20 protein-coding genes are annotated in these 21,740 nt (G+C 71.9%); 16 read left to right on the top strand and 4 right to left on the bottom strand.

Going from position 1 to position 21,740, the window contains the following annotated elements:
* Positions 1-117: 117 nt before the first annotated feature.
* Positions 118-906 carry a ferritin-like domain-containing protein gene (locus tag OHB04_RS35780; protein ID WP_326691786.1) on the top strand — a complete coding sequence of 263 codons (789 nt, stop codon included), beginning with the start codon at positions 118-120 and terminating at the stop codon, positions 904-906.
* Between the two features lie 52 nt (positions 907-958).
* Here the strand turns inward: OHB04_RS35780 and corA are convergent, their stop codons facing one another.
* Complete coding sequence (gene corA, locus OHB04_RS35785) at positions 959-1,951, bottom strand: magnesium/cobalt transporter CorA (protein ID WP_326693074.1); 993 nt, start codon at positions 1,949-1,951, stop codon at positions 959-961.
* A gap of 68 nt (positions 1,952-2,019) precedes the next feature.
* Between corA and OHB04_RS35790 the strand changes: the two genes are divergently transcribed.
* The 4 genes from OHB04_RS35790 to mshC all read left to right on the top strand — a co-directional run bounded on the left by OHB04_RS35790 (position 2,020) and on the right by mshC (position 5,697).
* A complete protein-coding gene (locus tag OHB04_RS35790) occupies positions 2,020-2,733 on the top strand; it encodes a histidine phosphatase family protein (RefSeq protein ID WP_326691787.1) in 714 nt (237 codons plus the stop codon).
* 75 nt (positions 2,734-2,808) lie between these two features.
* A complete protein-coding gene (locus OHB04_RS35795) occupies positions 2,809-3,399 on the top strand; it encodes a DUF3090 domain-containing protein (protein WP_326691788.1) in 591 nt (196 codons plus the stop codon).
* A complete protein-coding gene (locus OHB04_RS35800; protein WP_326809087.1) occupies positions 3,363-4,292 on the top strand; it encodes an SCO1664 family protein in 930 nt (309 codons plus the stop codon). Before OHB04_RS35795 ends, OHB04_RS35800 begins: the two co-directional genes overlap by 37 nt.
* 175 nt (positions 4,293-4,467) lie before the next feature.
* On the top strand, positions 4,468-5,697 hold the full coding sequence (gene mshC / locus OHB04_RS35805; RefSeq protein ID WP_326691790.1) for a cysteine--1-D-myo-inosityl 2-amino-2-deoxy-alpha-D-glucopyranoside ligase: 1,230 nt from the start codon (positions 4,468-4,470) through the stop codon (positions 5,695-5,697).
* A 178-nt stretch (positions 5,698-5,875) separates the two neighbouring features.
* On the opposite strand, the gene OHB04_RS35810 is transcribed toward mshC, so the two are convergent.
* A complete protein-coding gene (locus OHB04_RS35810; protein ID WP_326809088.1) occupies positions 5,876-7,111 on the bottom strand; it encodes a PAC2 family protein in 1,236 nt (411 codons plus the stop codon).
* A gap of 242 nt (positions 7,112-7,353) precedes the next feature.
* Here OHB04_RS35810 and OHB04_RS35815 point away from each other — a divergent pair, with 242 nt between their 5' ends.
* The 7 genes from OHB04_RS35815 to OHB04_RS35845 all read left to right on the top strand — a co-directional run bounded on the left by OHB04_RS35815 (position 7,354) and on the right by OHB04_RS35845 (position 15,284).
* A complete protein-coding gene (locus OHB04_RS35815; RefSeq protein ID WP_326809089.1) occupies positions 7,354-8,730 on the top strand; it encodes an enolase C-terminal domain-like protein in 1,377 nt (458 codons plus the stop codon).
* Complete coding sequence (locus tag OHB04_RS35820) at positions 8,730-9,527, top strand: SDR family NAD(P)-dependent oxidoreductase (RefSeq protein WP_326809090.1); 798 nt, start codon at positions 8,730-8,732, stop codon at positions 9,525-9,527. Before OHB04_RS35815 ends, OHB04_RS35820 begins: the two co-directional genes overlap by 1 nt.
* A gap of 67 nt (positions 9,528-9,594) precedes the next feature.
* Positions 9,595-10,644 carry a sugar ABC transporter substrate-binding protein gene (locus OHB04_RS35825; protein ID WP_326691795.1) on the top strand — a complete coding sequence of 350 codons (1,050 nt, stop codon included), beginning with the start codon at positions 9,595-9,597 and terminating at the stop codon, positions 10,642-10,644.
* A gap of 83 nt (positions 10,645-10,727) precedes the next feature.
* A complete protein-coding gene (locus tag OHB04_RS35830; RefSeq protein ID WP_326809583.1) occupies positions 10,728-12,311 on the top strand; it encodes a sugar ABC transporter ATP-binding protein in 1,584 nt (527 codons plus the stop codon).
* The gene (locus tag OHB04_RS35835) at positions 12,308-13,354 is read left to right on the top strand and encodes an ABC transporter permease (protein ID WP_326809091.1); all 1,047 of its coding nucleotides are present in this window, start codon (positions 12,308-12,310) and stop codon (positions 13,352-13,354) included. Before OHB04_RS35830 ends, OHB04_RS35835 begins: the two co-directional genes overlap by 4 nt.
* A 10-nt stretch (positions 13,355-13,364) precedes the next feature.
* Complete coding sequence (locus OHB04_RS35840) at positions 13,365-14,339, top strand: aldo/keto reductase (protein ID WP_326809092.1); 975 nt, start codon at positions 13,365-13,367, stop codon at positions 14,337-14,339.
* Positions 14,340-14,453: 114 nt separating this feature from the next.
* Positions 14,454-15,284, top strand: coding sequence for an amidohydrolase family protein (locus tag OHB04_RS35845; protein ID WP_405807235.1), 831 nt, complete (start codon positions 14,454-14,456; stop codon positions 15,282-15,284).
* Here the strand turns inward: OHB04_RS35845 and OHB04_RS35850 are convergent.
* The gene (locus OHB04_RS35850) at positions 15,254-16,030 is read right to left on the bottom strand and encodes a TetR/AcrR family transcriptional regulator (protein ID WP_326691799.1); all 777 of its coding nucleotides are present in this window, start codon (positions 16,028-16,030) and stop codon (positions 15,254-15,256) included. The two genes, OHB04_RS35845 and OHB04_RS35850, sit on opposite strands and share 31 nt — an antisense overlap.
* A 64-nt stretch (positions 16,031-16,094) precedes the next feature.
* Between OHB04_RS35850 and OHB04_RS35855 the strand changes: the two genes are divergently transcribed.
* Together OHB04_RS35855 and OHB04_RS35860 are read left to right on the top strand one after the other, a co-directional pair.
* Positions 16,095-17,129 carry an ATP-binding cassette domain-containing protein gene (locus OHB04_RS35855; protein WP_326691800.1) on the top strand — a complete coding sequence of 345 codons (1,035 nt, stop codon included), beginning with the start codon at positions 16,095-16,097 and terminating at the stop codon, positions 17,127-17,129.
* On the top strand, positions 17,126-17,938 hold the full coding sequence (locus OHB04_RS35860) for an ABC transporter permease (protein WP_326809093.1): 813 nt from the start codon (positions 17,126-17,128) through the stop codon (positions 17,936-17,938). The genes OHB04_RS35855 and OHB04_RS35860 overlap by 4 nt, the downstream gene beginning before the upstream one ends.
* A gap of 90 nt (positions 17,939-18,028) precedes the next feature.
* Here the strand turns inward: OHB04_RS35860 and OHB04_RS35865 are convergent, their stop codons facing one another.
* Positions 18,029-18,700 carry a FadR/GntR family transcriptional regulator gene (locus OHB04_RS35865; protein ID WP_326691802.1) on the bottom strand — a complete coding sequence of 224 codons (672 nt, stop codon included), beginning with the start codon at positions 18,698-18,700 and terminating at the stop codon, positions 18,029-18,031.
* Positions 18,701-19,146: 446 nt separating this feature from the next.
* On the opposite strand from OHB04_RS35865, the gene OHB04_RS35870 reads away from it, so the two are divergent.
* Entirely contained in the window at positions 19,147-20,079 is a 933-nt protein-coding gene (locus OHB04_RS35870; protein WP_326809094.1) for a 5-dehydro-4-deoxyglucarate dehydratase, read from the top strand.
* A gap of 84 nt (positions 20,080-20,163) precedes the next feature.
* Positions 20,164-21,732, top strand: a complete 1,569-nt coding sequence (locus OHB04_RS35875; RefSeq protein WP_326691804.1) for an ABC transporter substrate-binding protein — start codon at positions 20,164-20,166, stop codon at positions 21,730-21,732.
* Positions 21,733-21,740: the final 8 nt, after the last annotated feature.

Below are 21,740 nucleotides of genomic sequence, written 5' to 3' on the forward strand. Positions count from 1 at the left end.
GGCCTCCTTCGTTCGGCCCGGATCGGCTCCTCACGTGTTGCCCGCTCACGCACGCGGCATTTGACTCGTACTTCGTGGAAGTCGTGCTTTGTGGGATGTCGCACGGAGGTGCCATCGATGCTCTCGGCCAGGAGTCTCTTCCAGGAAATCCTCGACAACGACGAGTCCTTCCGGCTCTTCTGCTCCATCGCCGCCAGCGGGGAGTCCCAGGGCGGCTGGGAGAACGGCCGTATCGCGGCGCTCGTCCCCGAGAGTCAGCGCCACCTGGCGCCCAAGATCGTGCGGCACGGCGGTGACGAGGACAAGCACGGCCGGATCTTCACCGCCCTGCTGCGCAAGCGAGGGCTGGAGGCGGTCGAGATCCCCGACGGCACCGACTACACGATGATCCTGGAGGGGCTCGGGATCGGCCTCGGCCACGAGAAGCTGCGCGGTGACGAGCCGCTGAGCGAGCAGGACGTGCTCACCTACCTCGCGCACAGTCGGGTCACGGAGCAGCGTGCCTCGGAGGAGATGATCCTGCTCAAGAAGCTCTTCGGCGACCATCCGGAGCTGGGCCGCGCCGTACGGATGATCTCGGACGACGAGGACAACCACCTGGCCTACTGCCACGAGGAACTGCTGCGCCTCGCCGACGAGGGGCACGGCCGCGAGATCCGGGCCCTGCTGCGCGAGAGCGCCCTCGCCGAGATCAAGGTCTACCGCGATGTCAGCCTGGCCGTCATGAGCCGGATGGCGCGCATCCTGGGCTGGTCCCGGGCGAAGTTCGGGCTGCTCGCGCTGGGCATCCACGGCAGGTACGCCGCCGAGCGGCTGGGCGGGTGGCGCCGGATGGTGAGCCTGCGGATGCCCGAGCGGCGCGACGCGCTGGGCGGCCCGGCCGACCCGGCCCCCGAGTTCGCCTGAGCACGCGCCGGAGGCGGCCTGCCGGAGGTCCCGGAAGCGGGCCTGCCGGACGTCAGAGCCAGCCGCGCCGTTTGAAGACGCGGAACAGGATGAAGCACACCGTCAGCATCAGCAAAATCACCGCCGGATAGCCCCACACCCAGTGCAGTTCGGGCATGTGGTCGAAGTTCATGCCGTACACCCCCGCGATCGCGGTCGGCACCGCGAACATCGCCGCCCAGGCGGAGATCTTGCGCATGTCGTCGTTCTGGCGCACGCCCATCTGCGCCAGATACGCCGAGAGGATGTCGGTCAGCAGCCGGTCGATGCTCTCCACCTGCTCGTTGACCCGCGAGAGGTGGTCCGCCACGTCCCGGAAGAACAGCCGCGAGTCCTTGTGCACGAACGGCACCCCCGCGCCCGTCAGCCGGGTCACCGGGTCCGACAGGGGCATCGTCGCCCGGCGGAACTCCAGCGCGCGGCGCTTGAACTCGTAGATCCTGCTCGCCGTGTCCGCGCCCACCCGGCTGTTCGTGGCGAAGACCCCCGCCTCCAGCTCGTCCAGGTCGGTGTGCAGAGCAGCCGCGACATCCAGGTAGTGGTCGACGACGGCGTCGCTGACCGCGTACAGCACCGCCGAGGGTCCGTGCCGCAGCACCCCGGGGTCGTCCTCCAGGCGGGTGCGCACCGCGCCCAGCGGATTCGCCTCGCCGTGCCGCACCGTCAGCACGAAGGAGTCACCGACGAAGACCATCACCTCACCGGTGGTCAGGCCCCCGTCGTCGCCCTCGTAGGAGACCGGCTTGAGGACCAGGAAGAGAGAGTCGGCGTAGATCTCCAGCTTCGGCCGCTGGTGGGCGCACAGCGCGTCCTCGACCGCCAGCGGGTGCAGCCCGAAGTCCTGGGTGATCTGCTCGAACTCCGCCTCCGTCGGCTCGTACAGACCGATCCACAAGAAGGCGTTCTCTTCCGAGCGCGCCTCGCCCAGCGCGGCGGAGAAGTCCCGTGGCCGCTCGGAGCGGCGCCCCTCGCGGTAGAGCGCACAATCGACGATCACTCCTCGTATTGTTCCGCGATCCGGGCGCCCCACAACCGGAGAGCGGCAACCGAGACGCCTCGCTTAGGGTTGCGGGCATGCCCACGCTCATCCTCGTACGGCACGGCAGGTCCACCGCGAACACCTCCGGGCTGCTGGCAGGCCGCACGCCCGGCGTCATGCTGGACGAGCAAGGCCAGCGGCAGGCCGGGGCGCTGCCCGAGCGGCTGGCCCAGCTGCCCCTCGTCGCCGCCGTCAGCAGCCCGCTGCACCGCTGCCAGGAGACCCTGGCACCGCTGACGGCGGCCCGCCCCGAAGTGCCGCTGCACACCGACGAGCGCATCACCGAGTGCGACTACGGAGAGTGGAGCGGGCGCAAGCTCGCCGAGCTGAACGGCGAGCCCCTGATGGAGACCGTGCAGCGCCACCCCTCGGCCGCCGTCTTCCCCGGCGGGGAGTCCATGCGCGCCATGCAGGCCAGGGCGGTGGAGGCCGTACGCGACTGGAACGCGCGCATCGAGGACCGGCACGGGGCCGACGCGGTGTACGCGATGTGCTCCCACGGCGACATCATCAAGTCGATCGTGGCCGACGCGCTCGGCATGCACCTGGACCTCTTCCAGCGCATATCGGTCGGCCCCTGTTCGGCGACGGTGATCACCTACACCCCGCTGCGGCCCTTCCTGCTGCGCCTCGGTGACACCGGCGAACTGGCCTCCCTGGCCCCGCCCGAGCGCGGCGACAGCGACGAGGGCGCCGACGCCGCTGCCGGTCCCGGCGACGGACGCGCGACCGTGGGCGGAAGCGCCTGAGCACGATGATCGGCACGCACAGTAGGGTGCGGGTGTCCGAAGCTTCACGTACCCGTCGACTTTTCGGAGCAGGACGTGTCCCGTCAGGTGTTCCTGTACGACCCGCCGGACCGGTTCATCGCCGGAACGGTCGGGCTGCCTGGCCGCCGCACCTTCTTCCTCCAGGCCAGCGCTGGTGGCCGTACTACGAGCGTGGCCCTGGAGAAGGCGCAGGTGGAGGCGCTCGCCGAGCGGATCGACGAGCTGCTCGACGAGGTGGTGCGCCGCTCGGGCGGCAGCGCCCCCGTCCCGGCTGTCGCCCCCTCCGAGGTCGATGACACCGACCCCCTGGAGTCCCCCGTCGAGGAGGAGTTCAGGGTCGGCACCATGGCGCTGGCCTGGGACGGTGAGGGCGAGCGCATGGTCGTCGAGGCCCAGGCCGTGGTGGAGCTGGAGCCCGACGCGGACGAGGACCTCGCGGACGCCGAGGAGCGCCTGCTCCAGGACGACGAGAACGGCCCTCCGATGCTGCGGGTCCGCATCAGCGGCAGCATGGCGCGGTCCTTCGCCAAGCGGGCCATGGAGGTCGTGAACGCGGGCCGTCCGCCGTGCCCGCTGTGCAGCCTGCCGCTCGATCCGGAGGGACACGTATGTCCGCGCCAGAACGGATACCGCCGCGGCGAATGAGCGGTACTTCTTTGGCTGCCGAGGCCACGCGCGTCCTGCTCGCAGAAGGCACCCTCACGGTCCTGGGACAGATCACGGAGGCGTCGAACGCCGTGCTGTACGGCACGGTCGAGCACGAGGGGCGCACGCTTCCCTGCGTCTACAAGCCGGTCGCCGGCGAGCGCCCGCTGTGGGACTTCCCCGACGGCAACCTCGCCCGGCGTGAAGTGGCCGCCTACGAGGTCTCCCGCGCCCTGGGCTGGCCCCTGATACCTGCCACGGTGCTGCGCGAGGGGCCGCACGGCGAGGGAATGTGCCAGGCGTGGGTCGGCGACCCACCGGATGCTCCGCAAGAACGGGACGCACCGGATGAAGGCGAAAAGGGAGCGCCCGGCGAGGAGCCGGAGCCGCTGCTCGCGCTGGTCGAGGGGGAGGAGCCGGGGGAGGGCTGGAAGGCGGTCGGCTTCGCCGACGTCGGCGGCGGCAGGACGGCGCTGCTCGTGCACGCCGACGACTCCCGGCTGCGGCGGCTCGCCGTCCTCGACGCGGTGATCAACAACGGCGACCGCAAGGGCGGACATCTGCTGCCGCTGCCGGACGGCCAGCTGTACGCCATCGACCACGGCGTCACCTTCCACGTCGATGACAAGCTGCGCACCCTGCTGTGGGGCTGGGCGGGCGAGGAGCTGACCGACGAGGCCGCCGAGGCCCTGCGCGAGCTGTCGGCGGCGCTCGCCCCCGGCCCTCCGCCAGGAGATGCCTCCCAGGCGGGCCCGCTGGCCCTGCGGCTCTCCGAACTGCTGACGGGCGCCGAGGTCGAGGCCGTGCGCAAGCGGGTGGAGGCCATGCTCAGCTCCGGGCGGCACCCACTGCCCAGCGGCGACTGGCCCGCCATCCCCTGGCCACCGGTCTGACGAGCCGGCGCGCTGCTGTCGGGAGACGTGCCCCTGTCGGGAGACGTGCCGTTGCCCGGCGGCGGGCCCCTGTCCGGTGGTGCGCCCCTGTCCGGCGGGCGGTCCCGATGGTCAAAGATGCAATAGGCACCGGTCCGGCCGTATACGGAACACCAGTCCGGGTTAGGCTCAGGATATGTATGCCTGGCCCGCTACCGAGGTCCCCGTCCTGCCTGGCCAGGGCCGCGACCTCGACATCCACGACACCGCGACCGGCGGACGGGTGACCCTCGCCCCTGGTCCTGTCGCCCGTATATACGTCTGCGGCATCACGCCCTATGACGCCACCCACCTAGGACACGCGGCGACCTACAACGCTTTCGACCTCGTTCAGCGCGTGTGGCTCGACACCAAGCGGCAGGTTCACTACATACAGAACGTCACCGACGTCGACGACCCGCTCCTGGAGCGGGCCGTCGCCACCGGGATGGACTGGACGGCGCTCGCCGAGCGCGAAACCGCGCTGTTCCGCGAGGACATGACGGCGCTTCGGATGCTGCCGCCGCAGCACTACGTCGGCGCCGTGGAGTCCATCCCGAAGATCGTCCCCCTGGTCGAGAGACTGCGCGACATGGGCGCGGCCTACGAACTCGAAGGCGATGTCTACTTCTCCGTCGAGGCCGACGCGCACTTCGGTGAGGTCTCCCGCTACGACGCCGAGACGATGCGGCTGCTGTCGGCCGAGCGCGGCGGCGACCCGGAGCGGCCCGGCAAGAAGAACCCGCTCGACCCCAAGCTCTGGACCGCGGCCCGCGAGGGCGAGCCGCACTGGGACGGCGCCTCGCTCGGCCCGGGCCGCCCCGGCTGGCACATCGAGTGTGTGGCCATCGCCCTCGAACACCTGGGCATGGGCTTCGACGTGCAGGGCGGCGGCTCCGACCTTGCCTTCCCGCACCACGAGATGGGCGCCTCGCACGCGCAGGCGCTGACCGGGGAGTTCCCCTTCGCGCGCACCTATGTGCACGCGGGGATGGTCGCCCTGGACGGCGAGAAGATGTCCAAGTCCAAGGGCAACCTCGTCTTCGTCTCCCAACTCCGGCGCGACGGCGTCGATCCGGCCGCCATCCGGCTGGCGCTGCTTGCCAACCACTACCGCGCCGACTGGGAGTACACGGAAGAGGTGCTGGACGAGGCCAAGGCGCGCCTCGGCCGCTGGCGCGCGGCGGTCTCGCGGCCGGACGGCCCGGCGGCCGAAGGCATGCTGGAGGAGGTCCGTGCGGCGCTCGCCGACGACCTCGACTCACCCTCGGCGCTGGCGGCCGTGGACCGCTGGGCCCAGGAACAGGCTTCGCGGGGCGGCACGGACGAAGGCGCTCCCGGGCTGGTGTCCCGCACGGCCGACGCGCTGCTGGGCGTCGCGCTGTGACGCCGGGCTGAGTCTTCCGCGCAGGAGGGGACCGGCGGTGCCCGAGGGGGCACCGCCGGTCGTGTATGTGCGGTGGCCTCTCGGGCACCGCCGGTCGTGTACGTGGCGGACGCCGCGCACGGCCGGGCGTGTACGGCCCGGCGCGTACGGCCGGTGACGCCGCGGAGGAAGGGCCGCGTTACGCCCCGTCGCTGGGGCTGGCGGGTCCGCCCGGTCCGCGGGATCCGGGGCCGTCGTCTTCGCGCTCCCCGGAGTCTTCGGAGGCTTCGGCGTCCGGGCCTTCGGCGTTGTCCTGGGCCTGGGAGCTTCCGGTGTCCTGGGAGCCTTCGGCTTCCTCGTCCGCCGAGCCCTCACCCGTGGAGCTCCCGTCCGCCGGGCTCCCGTCCGCCGGGCCACCGTCCTTGGGGGCGCTTTCGGTCTGTGCCTCCTCCGGCCCTCCGGATGACTGATCCGAGGAATCGGGCATCGGTGGTTCGCCCGTCGGCTTCGGCGGCGGGGCCTGCTGACTTGGGTCCTTCAGGAACGACGGGGTCCCCGCGGCAGGGCCGCCCTGCTCTGCCGAACCGTCTCTGCGGCGCAGATAGCGCTCGAACTCCTTGGCGATGGCCTCACCCGATGCTTCCGGCAGCTCGGCCGTGTCGCGGGCCTCTTCCAGGGACTGGACGTACTCGGCGACCTCGCTGTCCTCCGCCGCGAGCTGGTCGACGCCCAGCTGCCAGGCCCGCGCGTCCTCGGGCAGCTCGCCCATGGGGATCCGCACGCCCAGCAGGTCCTCCAGCCTGTTGAGGAGCGCGAGCGTCGCCTTGGGGTTCGGCGGCTGCGAGACGTAGTGCGGTACGGCCGCCCACAGACTCGCCGCCGGGACGCCCGCGTGGGTGCACGCTTCCTGGAGGATGCCGACGATGCCCGTGGGGCCCTCGTAGCTGGACTCCTCCAGGTTCATGGTCCGCGCCAGGTCGGGGTCGGAGGTCACGCCCGTGACCGGGACCGGGCGGGTGTGCGGGGTGTCGCCGAGCAGCGCGCCCATCACGACCACCAGCTCGACGCCCAGCTCGTGTGCGAAGCCCAGGATCTCGTTGCAGAACGACCGCCACCGCATGCTCGGTTCGATGCCGCGCACGAGGACGAGATCGCGCTGTCTGCCCTTGCCGTCGGCGTCATCCACCCGGACCACCGACAGCCGTGTCGTGGGCCAGGTGACCTTGCGGACGCCGCCGTCCAGCCATACCTGGGGCCGGTTGACCTGGAAGTCGTAGTAGTCCTCCGCGTCCAGCGCGGCGAACACCTCGCCCTTCCACTCCCGCTCCAGGTGCGTGACCGCGGTGGAGGCGGCGTCGCCGGCGTCGTTCCAGCCCTCGAACGCGGCCACCATGACTGGGTCGACCAGCTCGGGAACCCCCTCCAGCTCGATCACCCAGCGCCTCCTTCCGGCCGGGGCGGAGCCCTTCCGCTCCGCCCCGGCACCCGTGCCGTACCTGCCGTCGCCTGCCGCTGACAGCTCTCCACCCGCTGCTGCCAGCTCTTTCGTGCGGGCCCCAGCCTACGGCGTGACGGTGCCCCGACCGCAGCCCCCGCACGCCTCCAGATCGGTGCTGCATACCTCTGGACGTCGCGGTCGCGGCAGGGCTATACATCGGACCTATGAACAGAGGTCCGATGTATAGCGTCACCGGGGTCGAGGTACACGACGTCCGCTTCCCCACTTCGGAGCAGCTGGACGGCTCGGACGCGATGAATCCCGACCCCGACTACTCCGCCGCCTACGTCGTCCTGCGCACCGACGCGCCCGACGGGCACGAGGGACACGGCTTCTGCTTCACCATCGGCAGGGGCAACGACGTGGTCGTCGGCGCCATCGAGGCGCTGCGCCCCTACGTCGAGGGCCGCCCGCTGGAGGCCGTCACCGGCGATCTGGGCGGGCTGCACCGGGAGTTGACCCACGACTCGCAGCTTCGCTGGCTCGGGCCCGAGAAGGGCGTGATGCACATGGCCGCCGGTGCTGTCGTCAACGCGGCCTGGGACCTTGCGGCCAAGCGGGCCGGGCAGCCCCTGTGGGCGTATCTGGCCTCGCTCAGCCCCGAGGAACTCGTCGCGCTCGTCGACTTCCGCCATCTGACCGACGCCCTCACCCCCGAAGAGGCGCTCGCCATCCTGCGCGCCGCCGAGCCGGGCCGCGCCGAGCGCGCCGAGCGGCTGCGCGCCCACGGATTCCCGGCCTACACCACCTCGCCCGGCTGGCTCGGATACTCGGACGAGAAGCTCGTCAAGCTCTCCCACCAGGCCGTCGCGGACGGCTTCACCCAGATCAAGCTGAAGGTCGGCGGCGACCTCGACCAGGACCGCCACCGCCTGCGGCTCGCCCGGGAGGCCGTGGGGCCCGGGGTGCGCATCGCCGTGGACGCCAACCAGCGCTGGGAGCGGGACGAGGCGGTGCGCTGGATGAGGGCGCTGGCCGAGTTCGACCCGTACTGGATCGAGGAGCCCACCAGCCCCGACGACATCCTCGGCCACGCCGAGGTACGGGCCCGCCAGCCGGTCAAGGTCGCCACCGGCGAACACGTCGCCAACCGCATCGTGTTCAAACAGCTCCTCCAGGCGGAGGCGGTGGACTTCGTCCAGATCGACGCCGCGCGGGTCGCCGGGGTCAACGAGAACCTCGCCGTCTTGCTGCTCGCCGCGAAGTTCGGCGTCCCTGTCTGCCCGCACGCGGGCGGTGTCGGGCTGTGCGAACTGGTGCAGCACCTGTCGATGTTCGACTACGTGGCGGTCTCCTGCACCCAGGAGGACCGCGTCATCGAGTACGTCGACCACCTGCACGAGCACTTCACCGACCCGGCGGTCGTCCGTGACGGGCACTACCTGACCCCCACGGCCCCCGGATTCTCCGCCCGGATGAAGACCGAGTCGCTGACCGCCCACCGCTACCCGGACGGGGCCGTCTGGCGTGCGCGCGGAGCCACCCCGCACCCGCGGCGGCATCAGGCCCAGCCGCGCCAGGGCCAGGACGGCCAGGACGCACAGGAGGGCCGCTGATGAGCCGGCTTCCGCACACCGCACGCGACTTCGAGGGCGTCCCCGCGCTCGTCACCGGGGGAGCCTCCGGCATCGGGGCCGCCGTCGCGGCGCTGCTGATGGAACGGGGCGCGCGGGTGGCCGTACTCGACCGGGACACCGAAGGAGCACTCGAGGGCGTGCTCGCGCTGGAGGCGGACGTCGCCGACGACGCGGCGGTGCGGGCCGCCGTCGACCGCGCGGCGGACGAACTGGGCGGGCTCCAGGCCGTGATCGGCAACGCGGGTATAGGCGCCGCCGGCACCGTGGAGGACAACGACGACGCCGAGTGGCAGCGCGTCCTCGACATCAACGTCCTCGGCCTCGTACGCACCGACCGCGCCGCGCTGCCCCATCTGCGCCGCACCGCCGCCGAGCGGCCCGGCGAGGTCTCCATCACCCACACCTGCTCCATCGCCGCGACGGCCGGGCTCCCACAGCGCGCCCTGTACTCGGCCAGCAAGGGCGCGGTCCTCTCCCTCACCCTCGCCATGGCGGCCGACCATGTGCGCGAGGGGATCCGGGTCAACTGCGTCAACCCCGGCACCGCCGACACCCCCTGGATCGGACGGCTGCTCGACGCGGCGCCGGACCCGGAGGCCGAGCGCGCCGCGCTGGAGGCCCGCCAGCCCACCGGGCGGCTGGTGCGGGCCGAGGAAGTGGCCGACGCCGTGGCTTATCTGGCCGGCCCGCGCGCCGCCGCGGTCACCGGCACGGCGCTCGCGGTGGACGGCGGCATGCAGGGGCTGAGGCTGCGCCCGCCGCAGCCCGCCGACTGACCCCGCGCGCCCAGGGCGCGTACCGACACCTCAGAGCCGAGACACACCACGAGGACAGGACGACCCCATGCGACTGCGCACTCTCCGCACCACCGGCGCCGCCTCCTGCGCGGTGCTCCTGGCGGTCACCGTGCTCGCGGGCTGCAACCGCGGCAGCGACGGCGAGGCCGCGGCCAAGGGCAAGGTCGGCATCGACCTGCCGCGCACCGACACCGACTTCTGGACCGCCTACCAGAGCTACGTCAAGAAGGGCGTGGGCGCCGGCACCGTCTCCGCGCTGCCGCTCGCCAACTCGCAAAACGACGTCTCCAAGCTCGTCGCCAACGTGCAGACCTTCACCGACCAGGGCGCCAAGGCCGTGGTCATGGCCCCGCAGGACACCGGCGCCATCTCCTCCACGCTGGAGCGGCTGGAGAAGAAGGACATCCCCGTCATCAGCGTCGACACCCGGCCCGACAAGGGCAAGGTCTACATGGTCGTCCGCGCCGACAACCGTGCCTACGGCCGCAAGTCGTGCGAGTACCTGGGGAAGGAACTCGGCGGCAAGGGGCGGGTCGCCGAACTCCAGGGCGACCTCAGCTCGATCAACGGTCGCGACAGGTCGGAGGCGTTCGCCTCCTGCATGAAGGAGAAGTACCCCAGGATCAAGGTCCACGAGCTGCCCACCAATTGGGACGGCAAGGAGGCCTCCGGCAAGCTCCAGAGCCTGCTGGCCCAGCACCGTGACCTGGACGGCATCTACATGCAGGCCGGCGGCGCCTTCCTCCAGCCGACCCTGGCCCTGCTCAAGCAGAAGGACCTCCTCAAGAAGCAGGGCGCCAAGGGGCACATCACCGTCATCTCCAACGACGGCATCCCCGAGGAACTGGACGCGATACGCAAGGGCACCATCGACGCCACCCTCTCCCAGCCCGCCGACTCGTACGCGAAGTACGCGCTCGAATACGCCCGCGCGGCGCTGGACGACAAGAAGTTCAAGCCCGGGCCGACCGACCACAACTCCGAGATCATCAAGCTGAAGAACGGCCTGGAGGACCAGCTACCCGCGCCGCTGGTCACCAAGAAGAACGTCGACGACAAGGAGCTGTGGGCCAACCAGCTGGAGAAGAAGAAGTGACGGCCCCCAGCGACGGCTCCACCCCGCCCCCCGGCTCCACCCCGCCTGGCGGATCCGCCCCGCCGGCCGTCCAGGCTGAGGGCATCGTCAAGCGCTACGGCGCCACCCTCGCGCTCGACGGCGTCGGCCTGACCGTACGGCCGGGCGAGGCCCACGCGCTGGTCGGGCGCAACGGCGCGGGCAAATCCACCCTCGTGTCCGTCCTCACCGGCATGCACAGACCCGAAGCGGGCCAGGTCTCCTTCCACGGCGAGCCGGCGCCCGGCTACGGCGACACCGCGGCCTGGCGCTCCCGCGTCGCCTGCGTCTACCAGCGTTCCATGGTCGTGCCCGAACTGACCGTCGCCGAGAACCTCTTCCTCAACCGCTTCCCCGGCGGCCGGCGCATCCACTGGAGCGCGCTGCGCGCCCGCGCCCGCGACCTGCTGGCCGAGTACGGGGTCGAGGTGGACCCGGCGCGCCGCACCAAGGACCTGAGCGTCGAGCAGCGGCAGTTCGTGGAGATCGCCAGGGCGCTGTCCTTCGGCGCCCGTACGGTCATCCTCGACGAGCCGACGGCGCAGCTGGACGCGGGCGGTATCGAGCGGCTGTTCGCCAAACTGCGCGAACTCCGCGCCCAGGGCGTGGCGTTCTTGTTCATCTCGCACCATCTCCAGGAGGTGTACGAGCTGTGCGACACGGTCACCGTCTACCGCGACGCGCGACACGTGCTGACCGCGCCCGTCGCCGGGCTGCCCCGCCGGGAGCTGGTCGCCGCCATGACCGCAGAGGACGGGGAGCAGGAGGAGCGGCTGGGCGGGGCGGGGACGGCGGGGGAGGACGCCCACGCGCCTGACTTCATGGGCCGCACCGCCCCCGCGCCGCCCGGAGCCGGGCCCGTGCTGCGCACCCGGGGGCTGGAGCTGGCCGAGCAGTTCGCGCCCGTCGACCTGACCGTGCGCTCCGGCGAGGTGCTCGGCCTGGCGGGCGCGACCGCCAGCGGCAACACCGCCATCGGCGAGACCCTGGTGGGCCTGCGCCGGCAGACCTCCGGCACCGTGAGCGTGCGCGAGCGCGAGGTGCGCCCCGGCAGCGTGCCCCACGCCCTGGACGCCGGGATCGGCTACGTGCCCGAGGACCGCCACCTCCAGGGGCTGGTCCCCGGCCGCAGTGTCGCGGAGAACGCCACGCTCACCGTCACCGACCAGCTCGGCAGGTGGGGCGCCGTGCTGCCCTCCCGTACCCGCGAGTTCGCCCGCCGGATGATCGACTCGCTGGACATCAAGACCTCCGGGCCCGAGCAGCCCGTCTCCGGCCTGTCCGGCGGCAACCAGCAGAAGGTCGTCATCGCCCGCGCCATCGCCAGGGACCCCGCCGTGCTGGTGGCGATCCGGCCCACGGCGGGAGTGGACGTCAAGTCCAAGGACGCGCTCCTGGGCGTCGTCCGGGAGGTCGCCGACAAGGGCAGTGCCGCGCTGATCATCTCCGACGAACTGGACGACCTGCGCGTGTGCGACCGCGTCCTCGCCCTCTTCCACGGGCGCGTCGTCGCGGAGTACGGCACCGGATGGAGCGATCAGGAACTGGTCGCCGCGATGGAAGGCATGGCCGAGGAAAGCGGCGAGGGGTGCGCCGAGGAAAGCGCCGAGGAAAGCGGCGCCGAGGCGCCGGAGGGGAACGCATCATGACCGACACCGCACAGCCCTCGGCCCGCGAGCTGTCCGACGGCATCGAGCGCGCACAGGAGGAACGCGCCCGGCCGAGGCTCGACTTCGCCCGCTGGCGCGACCTGTCCCTGGTGCCGGTCATCCTCGTGCTCGGGCTGATCGGCTTCATCGTCTCGCCCGCCTTCCTCACCACCGACAACCTCGTGGGCGTCGTCCAGCAGTCCACCGAACTGGGCCTGCTGGTGCTCGGCCTGGCGATGGTGCTGATCTGCGGCCGGATGGACCTGTCGCTGGAGTCGACCCTGGCCGTCGCGCCCAGCGTGGCGATGTGGCTGGTGCTGCCGTCCGAGGGTGAGGGCTTCCACGGCATCGGGCTCTTCCCCACCTGGCTCGCCATCCCGCTCTGTCTCGCGGTGGGCGCGGTGATCGGCGGCACCAACGGCTTCCTGATGCTGAAGCTGCGCGTCAACGGGTTCATCGCCACCCTCGGCATGCTCACGATGCTGCGCGGTCTGCACGTCGGACTGACCGACGGCAAGTCCATCGTCAACGTCCCCGACTCCTTCTCCTACCTGGGCAACGCCTCCTGGCTGGGGGTGCCGGGCGCCGTGTGGCTGTGCCTGGCGCTGTACGCGCTCACCGGGCTGGTGCTGGCCTACATGCGGCACGGGCGGGCGCTGTACGCGATCGGCGGCAACCCCGAGGCCGCGCGCGCCGCCGGGGTCCGCACCGACCGGATCACCTGGATCGTGCTGGCGCTGGCCGGCACGCTGGCCGCGTTCGCCGGCATGCTCTACACCGGGCACTACGGCTCGATCTCGGCCAGTCAAGGAGACGGCTGGATCTTCCAGGTGTTCGCGGCTGCTGTCATCGGAGGTATCGGGCTGCGCGGCGGACGTGGCACCGTCTTCGGGGCGCTGACGGGCGTGCTGACCCTCCAGCTCGTCGTCAACGTCATGACGCTCGGCGGGGTCCCGGCCATGTGGAACCAGTTCCTCAACGGGATGATCATCATCGTCGCGCTGATCATCTCGCGCTTCGCCAGCGGTGAGCGGCAGGAATGAGGCACCACGAGTGACTTCTCCCGACCTCCCGCGCCTGGGCCTGGGCTGCGCCCAACTGGGCAATCTCGGCGCCCCCATGACCGAGGAGACCGCCCACGCCGTCGTCCACGCCGCGCTGGAGGAGGGCTGCACCTACCTCGATACGGCACCGCACTACGGAGTAGGCCTGTCCGAGGAGCGCCTCGGGCGGGCCCTGGCCGGGGTGCCCCGGGAGACGTACACGCTCTCCACCAAGGCCGGCCGCCGGCTGCGCCCGCTCGCCCCTGGCGAACAGGCCCCCGCCGAGGGCTTCGTGGACACCCCCGCGCGGGCCCGCGAGTGGGACTTCAGCCGGGACGGCATCCTGCGCACCCTGGAATCCTCCCTGGAGCGCCTCGGTACCGACCATGTCGACATCGTCTATCTGCACGACGTCGAGGACCATCTGACCGAGGTGTACGAGACCGGTTTTCCCGCGCTCGCCGAGCTGCGTGAGCAGGGGGTGGTCCGCCACATCGGCTTCGGCATGAACTTCAGCGGCCACCTCGCCCGCCTGGTGGGCGGGCTCGACGTGGACGTGGTGCTGTGCGCGGGCCGCTGGACGCTCCTGGACCGCTCGGCCTACGACGACCTGCTGCCGGAGTGCGAGCGGCGCGGCACCAGGGTCGTCGTCGGCGGGGTCTACAACTCCGGACTGCTGGCCGACCCGCGTCCCGGCGCGCACTTCGACTACCGGCCGGCGCCCGAGCCGCTGGTCGAGCGGGCGCGGCGGGCCGCCGCCGTGTGCGAGCGGCACGGGGTGCCGCTGCGGGCCGCCGCTCTGCGCTTCCCGTTCGGGCACCCGGCGGTGGTCTCGGCCGTCGTCGGCGCCGCCTCGCCGCAGGAGGTACGGGACAACGCGCGGCTGTCCCGGCTGGAGATCCCGGACGCGCTGTGGCGGGAACTGACCGCCGAGGAGCTGCTGGACGCCGATCTGCCCGTGCCGGGCCGGCCCGCCTCCGGCTGACCCCGGCCGCCCGGTCCGCACCCGCCCCATCCGTCCCACCTGCCCCACCCGTCCCACCCGTGCTGCCCTCACCCGTGCCCGACGTCCCGACCGGCCGAGGAGTCCCAAGACGTGATCCGTATCGACGCGCACCACCACCTGTGGGACCTCTCCCGCCGTGCGCTGCCCTGGATGGACGGCCCCTGGGCCGACCCGCTGCGCCGCACCTGGACGGAGGAGGACCTCGCCCCGCACCTGGCGGCGCACGGGATCGACGCCACCGTCGTCGTACAGGCATGTCACTCGGCCGAGGAGACCCGCGAACTGCTCGCCCTCAAAGAGCGCTCGGACCGGATCGCGGCCGTGGTCGGCTGGGCCGACCTCACCGCACCCGGCGGGCCCCAGCTCCCGGACGGGCTGGCCGGGATACGCCACCAGGCCGAGGGGCTGGACGACCCGGCCTGGCTGTCCCGGCCGCAGGTGCGGCGCGGTCTGGCCGAGGTCGCGCGTGCCGGACTCGTCTACGACCTGCTGGTCACCCCGCGCGAGCTGCCCTCGGCCGTGGAGACCGCCGAGGCGCTGCCCGAGCTGCGCTTCGTCCTGGACCACGCGGCCAAACCCAAGGTGGCGGCGGGGGAGTGGGAGCCGTGGGCCGGGCTGCTCGGGCGGCTGGCCGCGCTGCCCAATGTGAGCTGCAAGCTCTCCGGCCTGATCACCGAGGCCGACTGGAGGACCTGGACCAGGACGGACGCGCTGCCCTACGCCCGCCAGGTGCTGGAGGCCTTCGGCCCCGATCGGGTGCTGTTCGGCTCCGACTGGCCGGTGTGCACCCTGGCCGGCACCTACGAGGAGGTGATGGCGCTCGCCGAGGAGGCCACCTCGGGTCTCACGGCGGCCCAGCGCGCCGCGGTCTTCGGCGGCAACGCGGCCCGCGTCTACGGCATCGCCGGCCTCGGCCGCCCCTGACCGGCCGCCTCCGCCTCTGCCTCCGCGGCCCCCGAGGTGAAGGAGCCCAGCAGGCGGCGCACCACCCGGTCGAACGCGGCGTCCGGGTCGACCGGGCCCGAATCCTTGGCCAGGGCCGCGGCCAGGCGCGGGTATTCGCCGCCGGCGACCGCGCGGGCGAGGTACGCGCCGCGCACGGCCTGTTCCCGCTCCGCACTCCAGGGCAGCGAGCGCGTTCGCTCGGCCGTGGCCAGCTCGTTGGCGACAAAGGTGTTGACCATGCCGTTGACCGTGGCGATCAGCTCCAGCTTGGCGCCGTAGGGGAGATCGAGCCCGTCGAGGCAGATGAGCGTGTACTCCAGGAACCGCAGCCCGTTCGGGCTGAAGCCGTGCACCGGTGACGTCAGCATCAATCCGGGCTGCCACGGGTGGCGGTGCATCAACTCCCGGGTGCGGTAGGCCAGATCCAGCATTCCCTCGTACCAGTCCGTCGCGGGCGGACGGGAGAGGTCGTACTCGCCGGTGACGGCGTCGACCATCAGCTCGTGCAGATCCTCCTTGCGCGGCACGTAGTTGTAGAGCGACATGGTGCCGCAGCCCAGCTCCGCCGCGACCCGCCGCATGGTGACGGCCTCCAGCCCCTCGGCGTCGGCGATACGCACGCCGGCCGCGGCGATGTCGCCCCTGCTGTAGGAGGGGCGGGGCCCTCTGGTGGCCCGTTCGGGACGGGTCCAGATCACCCCTGGTTCGGCGGAACGCCCTGGCATCGGTCATCACCTCGCCCACCATCCTAGTTACGTACGTCGTACGTAGTTAGGTATGGTGCCGTGCATGGATACTACGTACGCTGTACTTAGTGAGGGGCTGGAGAAGCGCTTCGGCCCCGTACACGCCCTTCGCGGGCTCGATCTCGCCGTTCCCGAAGGCACCGTCTGCGGCGTCCTCGGGACGAACGGCGCGGGCAAGACCACCGCCGTGCGACTGCTGACGACCCTGCTGACCCCCGATGCGGGCACCGCCCGGGTGGCCGGGCACGACGTGGCGAAAGAGCCGCACGCCGTGCGTCGGAACATCGGCGTGACCGGCCAGGACGCCTCCGTGGACGCCGAGCTGACCGGGCGGGAGAACCTCCGCCTCTTCGCCCGGCTGCACCGGCTGCGCGGCTCGGCCCGGGTCGCGCGCGCCGACGAACTGCTGGAGAGCTTCGAGCTGACCGACGCCGCCGACCGGCTCGTGGGCACCTGGTCGGGAGGCATGCGCCGCCGCCTCGACCTGGCCGTCAGCCTGGTCACCCGGCCCCGGGTGCTGTTCCTGGACGAGCCCACCACCGGCCTCGACCCCGGCAGCCGGCGCCGTATCTGGGACGCCGTGCGCGAACTCGCCGTGCAGGGGACCACCGTCGTGCTCACCACGCAGTACCTGGACGAGGCCGACCAGCTCGCCGACGACATCGTGCTCATCGACCGGGGCCGGGCGGCTGTCACCGGGACTCCCGCCGAACTCAAGGCCCGGCTGGGCGCCTACGCCGAGGTCGTCGTCGCCGAGGAGGCCGCCGTCCCCGGCGCCGCCGTGGTGCTCGGCGGGCTCACCGGCACCGAAGCCGTCCTGGACCGTGAGCGCTGCTCGGTCGGCGCGGTCGTCCCGGCGGCCCGCGCGGAGGTGACCCTGCCCCGGCTGGTGCGCGAACTCGACGCCGCCGGCGTGCCGGTGAACGACGCGAGCGTGCGCCCGCCCACCCTCGACGAGGTCTTCCTCCGCCTGACCGCCCCTGCCGAAGGCACGGGCCGCACCGAACGTGCGGGCCGCACCGAAGATCCCGCCCGCACAGGTCCCGCCCGCACAGGACGTGAGGAGCACGCCGCATGAAGACCGCAGACGCGCTGACACCAGGCCCCGCCGCGGTGGCCAGGGACGGCTGGGCCATGCTGGGCCGCCACCTCCAGCGCACCCGGCACAACCCCGGACTGCTGATGCTGACCCAGACGATGCCGATCATGATGCTGCTGTTCTTCGGCTACGTCTTCGGCAGCGCGCTGGCCATGCCCGGCGAGGAGTACCGCTCCTACCTGGTTCCCGGACTGCTGGCGGCCACCGCCGCCAGCGGCCTGATGAACGGGATGTTCCAGGCCGCGCAGGACACCCACCGGGGTGTGACGGACCGCTTCCGCACCCTGCCCATGAGCCGTACCGGGGTCCCGCTGGGCCAGGCGGCGGCCGACCTGGTCACCACCGGCATCGGGATGGTGCCCCTGCTGCTGGTGGGGCTCGCGGTCGGCTGGCGTATCCAGGGCGGCGCCCTGGAGGCGGCCGGCGCCGTCGCACTGCTGCTCCTCTTCCGCTTCGCCACCACCTGGGTGGGGGCCTTTCTCGGGCTGCTCACCAAGAGCGAGGAGGCGGCGGGCCAGCTCGGGGCCGTCACCTTCGTGTTGCCCATGCTCTCCAACGCCTACATCCCCGCCGAGGGGCTGCCGGGCTGGCTGCGCCCGGTCGCCGAGTGGAACCCGATCAGCGCCGTCACCGCGGCCGTACGGGACCTGTGCGGCAACGCGCCCGTGCCCCCGGACGCGGCCTGGCCGGTCGCGCACCCTGTGGCGGGGTCACTGGCCTGGTCGTTGGTCCTCCTCGTGGTGTTCGCGCCGCTGACCGTCCGCCGCTACGTCCGCGCGGGGCGCTGAGCCCCCGCCCTCTCCCTCGCGATCGCCCCCGCCCCGGAACGGCTCACACCGCTGACGCGGCGGGGCTCACGGTGGCTGACGCTGCGGGGATCACAGTGTGGAGCGCAGCCACTGCTCGACGCTGGCGATGTGCACCGTCGACCAGGAGCGCGCGGCCTCCGTGTCCCGGGAGCGCAGGGCCGCCAGGATCTGCCGGTGCTCGTGCAGTGTGCGGCTGACCGCGTCCTCCTGGGTCAGCCCGCGCCACACCCGTGCCCTGGTCGTCGGCCCGGAGAGGCCGTCCAGCAAGGAGCACAGCACGGAGTTGCCCGAGGCGGCCACGATGCGGCGGTGGAACTCCAGGTCGGCGGTGACCAGTTCCTCCACGGACGGCTCGGCGCCCAGTGCCTCCAGCTGGGACTCCAGCGCGTCCAGCTCGTCCTCGGCGATGCGCGAGCCGGCCATCGCCGTGGCCGCGGGCTCCAGGATGCGGCGTACCGCCAGGAACTCCAGCACCGTGTCGTCGCGGTGGAAGTCCACCACGAAGCTCATGGCCTCCAGCAGCAGTTGTGGGTCCAGGCTGGTCACATAGGTGCCGTCGCCCTGGCGCACATCGAGGATGCGGATCAGGGAGAGCGCGCGCACCGCCTCCCGCAGGGAGTTGCGGGACAGACCCAGCTCGGTGGCCAGTTCGCTCTCCTTGGGCAGCCGGTCGCCGGGGCGCAGCGCTCCCGAGACGATCATCCCCTTGATCTTCTCGATCGCCTCATCGGTAACCGCCACGCCGCCTCCTTGAGCCCCAGGGTCTTCAGCCTCGCATGAACCGCCCAGACATCCGATGTCTGGTTGTTCATTATGACCCGGGCGGCACGCGCCGGCTCCGGCAGTACGCCTTCCCTTCGTTTTCGGCCGCCGCCAAATCGACATAGAGGGCGACGCTGAAGCGCTCCCGTTTCAGTTCTCGCGCGACGGTCCCATGGCGCCGCGGAGTCCCGCCGACGGCAGCGCACTCGTTCGGGGGCCGGGGGCAGGTCGCGAGGGGGCGATCTCATGGCCGTCGAGCCGGTCCGCGGATTTCACGCTGTGTACGCCGGGTGCGTCCGGCGCTCCGGCCGGGGCGGCCACGTAATTCCCCTGCACATCTCTTGACGCACGAGCCTCACCAGCCTTTTACTCCGTCCACAAGAATAGACAGCGTCTTCATATGTGGACGATGGACGAGAGGCTCCATGGTGCTCCCCCAGCAACACCCGGCGAACTCCCTCAGCGGGCTGCTCGGCTTCCCCGTCACGCCCTTCCGGCCGGACGACGGTGAGCTGGACCTCCCGCGCTTCGAGCAGCACCTCACCGACATGCTCAAGGCCGGGCCCAGCGCCTTGTTCGTCGCCTGCGGCACCGGCGAGTTCGCCTCACTGACCGTGGGCGAACACCACGAGCTCGTACGCACCGCGGTCTCCCACGTGGCCGGCGAGGTGCCCGTCTACGCCGGTGCCGGCGGCGGCACGAGGCTCGCCGTCGAGTTCGTCCGCTCCGCCGAGCGCGCCGGGGCCGACGGAGCGCTGATCCTCCCGCCGTACCTGCAAGTCGGCCCGCCCGCAGGGCTCGTCGCGCACTACCGGCAGATCGCCGCCGCCACCCGGCTCCCCCTCATCCCGTACCAGCGCTCGACCGCCGTGTTCACCCCGGAGGCGGTGGCGGAGCTGGCCGGGCTCGAACAGGTGGTGGCCTTCAAGGACGGGCACGGCGACGTGGAGCTGTTGCAGCGCATCCACACCGCCACGGGAGGCGAGCTGACGCTCCTCAACGGCATGCCCACGGCGGAGACCTTCGCCCCCGCCTACGCCGCCGTCGGTGCCCGCGCCTACTCCTCGGCCACCCTCGCCTTCGCCCCGGCCATCGCCCGCGCCTTCTACGACGCCTTCACGCGCGGCGACGACGCCGTCCAGCAGACCCTGTTGCGCGAGTTCTACGTGCCGCTGACCCGGCTGCGGCACACCACCAACGGCTACGCGGTCTCCCTGGTCAAGGCGGGCCTGGAGGCCCAGGGCCGGCCGGCAGGCCCGGTGCGGCCACCGCTGGCGGAAGTGACGCCGGAACACATGGCCGAACTGGCCGCCCTGATCGAGCGCGGCCACACCGCCGTGGACGGCATCGCGGGCTGAGGCGCCCGCCCGCGGCGGCCACTTCCGCCGCGTACGCGACCCACCCGCACGTGCCCCCCCGCGCTCAAGGAGGAACGAGGAACGATGAAACCCCCTCTCCGCCGACCACCCGTGGCCACCGGTCCACCGGGCCGGCGTGCCGCCGCGCTCGCCGCCGCGGGTGTGCTGCTGCTGACGAGCGGATGCACGGTCGCCAACTCCGGATCGGCCGCCGGCGCCGACGCCGTTCAGGTCGTACTGCCCGAGGAGCCGCCCACCCTGGAGCCGTGCGACGCCTCGCTCACCGCCACCGGCCGCGTCGTACGCTCCAACATCACCGAGCCGCTCGCCGAACGGGTGCCGAAGACCGGCGGACTTGAGCCCAAGCTCGCCACCGGGTGGAAGCAGACCTCGCCGACCACCTGGCGCTTCGCCCTCCGCAAGGGCGTCACCTTCCACGACGGCACGGCCTTCAGCGCGAAGGACGCGGCCTTCTCCATCGACCGGACGATCGACTCCCGCATCGAGTGCAACGTCGACGGCTATGTCTTCGGCGACAGCGAGCTCACCGCGACCGCCGTCGACAGCACGACGCTCAAGGTCACCACGGCGGAGCCGGACCCGATCCTGCCGCTGCGGCTGTCCTTCGTGGAGATGGTGCCGACGAGCACCGCCGCCAACGCCAAGGTGCGCGAGCCGGTCGGCACCGGGCCGTACCGTGTCGACGCCTGGAACCAGGGCATCAACCTGCGCCTCGACCGCTACGAGGGCTACTGGGGCAAGGCCCCCGACTACGCGGCGGCCCTGTACACCTGGCGCGCCGAGGGCAGCGTCCGCGCCGCGATGATCAGCAGCGGCGAGGCGGACGTCGCGGTGGGCCTGGCGCCGGCCGACGGAGCAGGCGACAACTCCGTGGAGTACCCGAACAACGAGACCTCGTATCTGCGCATGGACGCCGGCAAGCCGCCGCTGGACGACCTCCGGGTGCGCCGGGCCATCAACTACGCCATCGACAAGAAGGGCCTGGTCGCCTCCGTCTTCGCCGGGCTCGGCAAGCCGGCGGGACAGCTCGTGCCGGACGGCGTCACCGGCTACAACCCGGACATCAAGGCCTGGCCCTACGACATGAAACGGGCGAAGTCGCTGATCAAGAAGGCCCGCGCCGACGGCGTTCCGGTGGGCACCAAGATCACGATCATCGGCCGCAACGGCATCTACCCCAAGGCCGCGGAGGCCATGGAAGTGGTGCAGAGCGCACTACGGGAGGCCGGGTTGAACGTGGAAGTGAAGATGCTGGACGTGAACGCCTGGACGGAGTATTTGCTACGGCCCTTCCCCAAGAACGCCGGCCCGACCCTGCTCCAGGCCCAGCACGGCAACCAGGCCGGCGACGCCGCGTTCACCATGGACCAGATCTACGGCAGCAAAGGCGCGCAGAGCAGCTACGGCACCCCCGGCCTCGACAAGAAGATCCAGCGGGCCGGGCGCGAAGCCGGCCGCGACCGCCAGGCCGGCTTCGCCGACGCCCTCGCATACCAGAGCGACAAGGTCGTGCGGGACGCGGTGCTCGCGCACATGAAGGGCATCATCGCGCTGGCGCCCGACGTGTCGTACAAGCCGAACTCGGCGAGCGGCGACGAAATGCACCTGGCCGAGATCCACCCGGCGGGCTGAGGGACACG

Origin of the sequence: Streptomyces sp. NBC_01775, assembly GCF_035917675.1 — a bacterium.
In the GTDB taxonomy this organism is placed as follows: Bacteria; Actinomycetota; Actinomycetes; order Streptomycetales; family Streptomycetaceae; genus Streptomyces.

Coding starts and splice junctions, on each gene's coding strand:
- OHB04_RS35780 (WP_326691786.1), top strand. CDS start 118: ATGCTCTCGGCCAGGAGTCTCTTCCAGGAAATCCTCGACAACGACGAG.
- OHB04_RS35790 (WP_326691787.1), top strand. CDS start 2,020: ATGCCCACGCTCATCCTCGTACGGCACGGCAGGTCCACCGCGAACACC.
- OHB04_RS35800 (WP_326809087.1), top strand. CDS start 3,363: ATGTCCGCGCCAGAACGGATACCGCCGCGGCGAATGAGCGGTACTTCT.
- mshC (WP_326691790.1), top strand. CDS start 4,468: ATGTATGCCTGGCCCGCTACCGAGGTCCCCGTCCTGCCTGGCCAGGGC.
- OHB04_RS35815 (WP_326809089.1), top strand. CDS start 7,354: ATGTATAGCGTCACCGGGGTCGAGGTACACGACGTCCGCTTCCCCACT.
- OHB04_RS35820 (WP_326809090.1), top strand. CDS start 8,730: ATGAGCCGGCTTCCGCACACCGCACGCGACTTCGAGGGCGTCCCCGCG.
- OHB04_RS35825 (WP_326691795.1), top strand. CDS start 9,595: ATGCGACTGCGCACTCTCCGCACCACCGGCGCCGCCTCCTGCGCGGTG.
- OHB04_RS35835 (WP_326809091.1), top strand. CDS start 12,308: ATGACCGACACCGCACAGCCCTCGGCCCGCGAGCTGTCCGACGGCATC.
- OHB04_RS35850 (WP_326691799.1), bottom strand. CDS start 16,030: ATGCCAGGGCGTTCCGCCGAACCAGGGGTGATCTGGACCCGTCCCGAA.
- OHB04_RS35855 (WP_326691800.1), top strand. CDS start 16,095: ATGGATACTACGTACGCTGTACTTAGTGAGGGGCTGGAGAAGCGCTTC.
- OHB04_RS35860 (WP_326809093.1), top strand. CDS start 17,126: ATGAAGACCGCAGACGCGCTGACACCAGGCCCCGCCGCGGTGGCCAGG.
- OHB04_RS35870 (WP_326809094.1), top strand. CDS start 19,147: ATGGTGCTCCCCCAGCAACACCCGGCGAACTCCCTCAGCGGGCTGCTC.
- OHB04_RS35875 (WP_326691804.1), top strand. CDS start 20,164: ATGAAACCCCCTCTCCGCCGACCACCCGTGGCCACCGGTCCACCGGGC.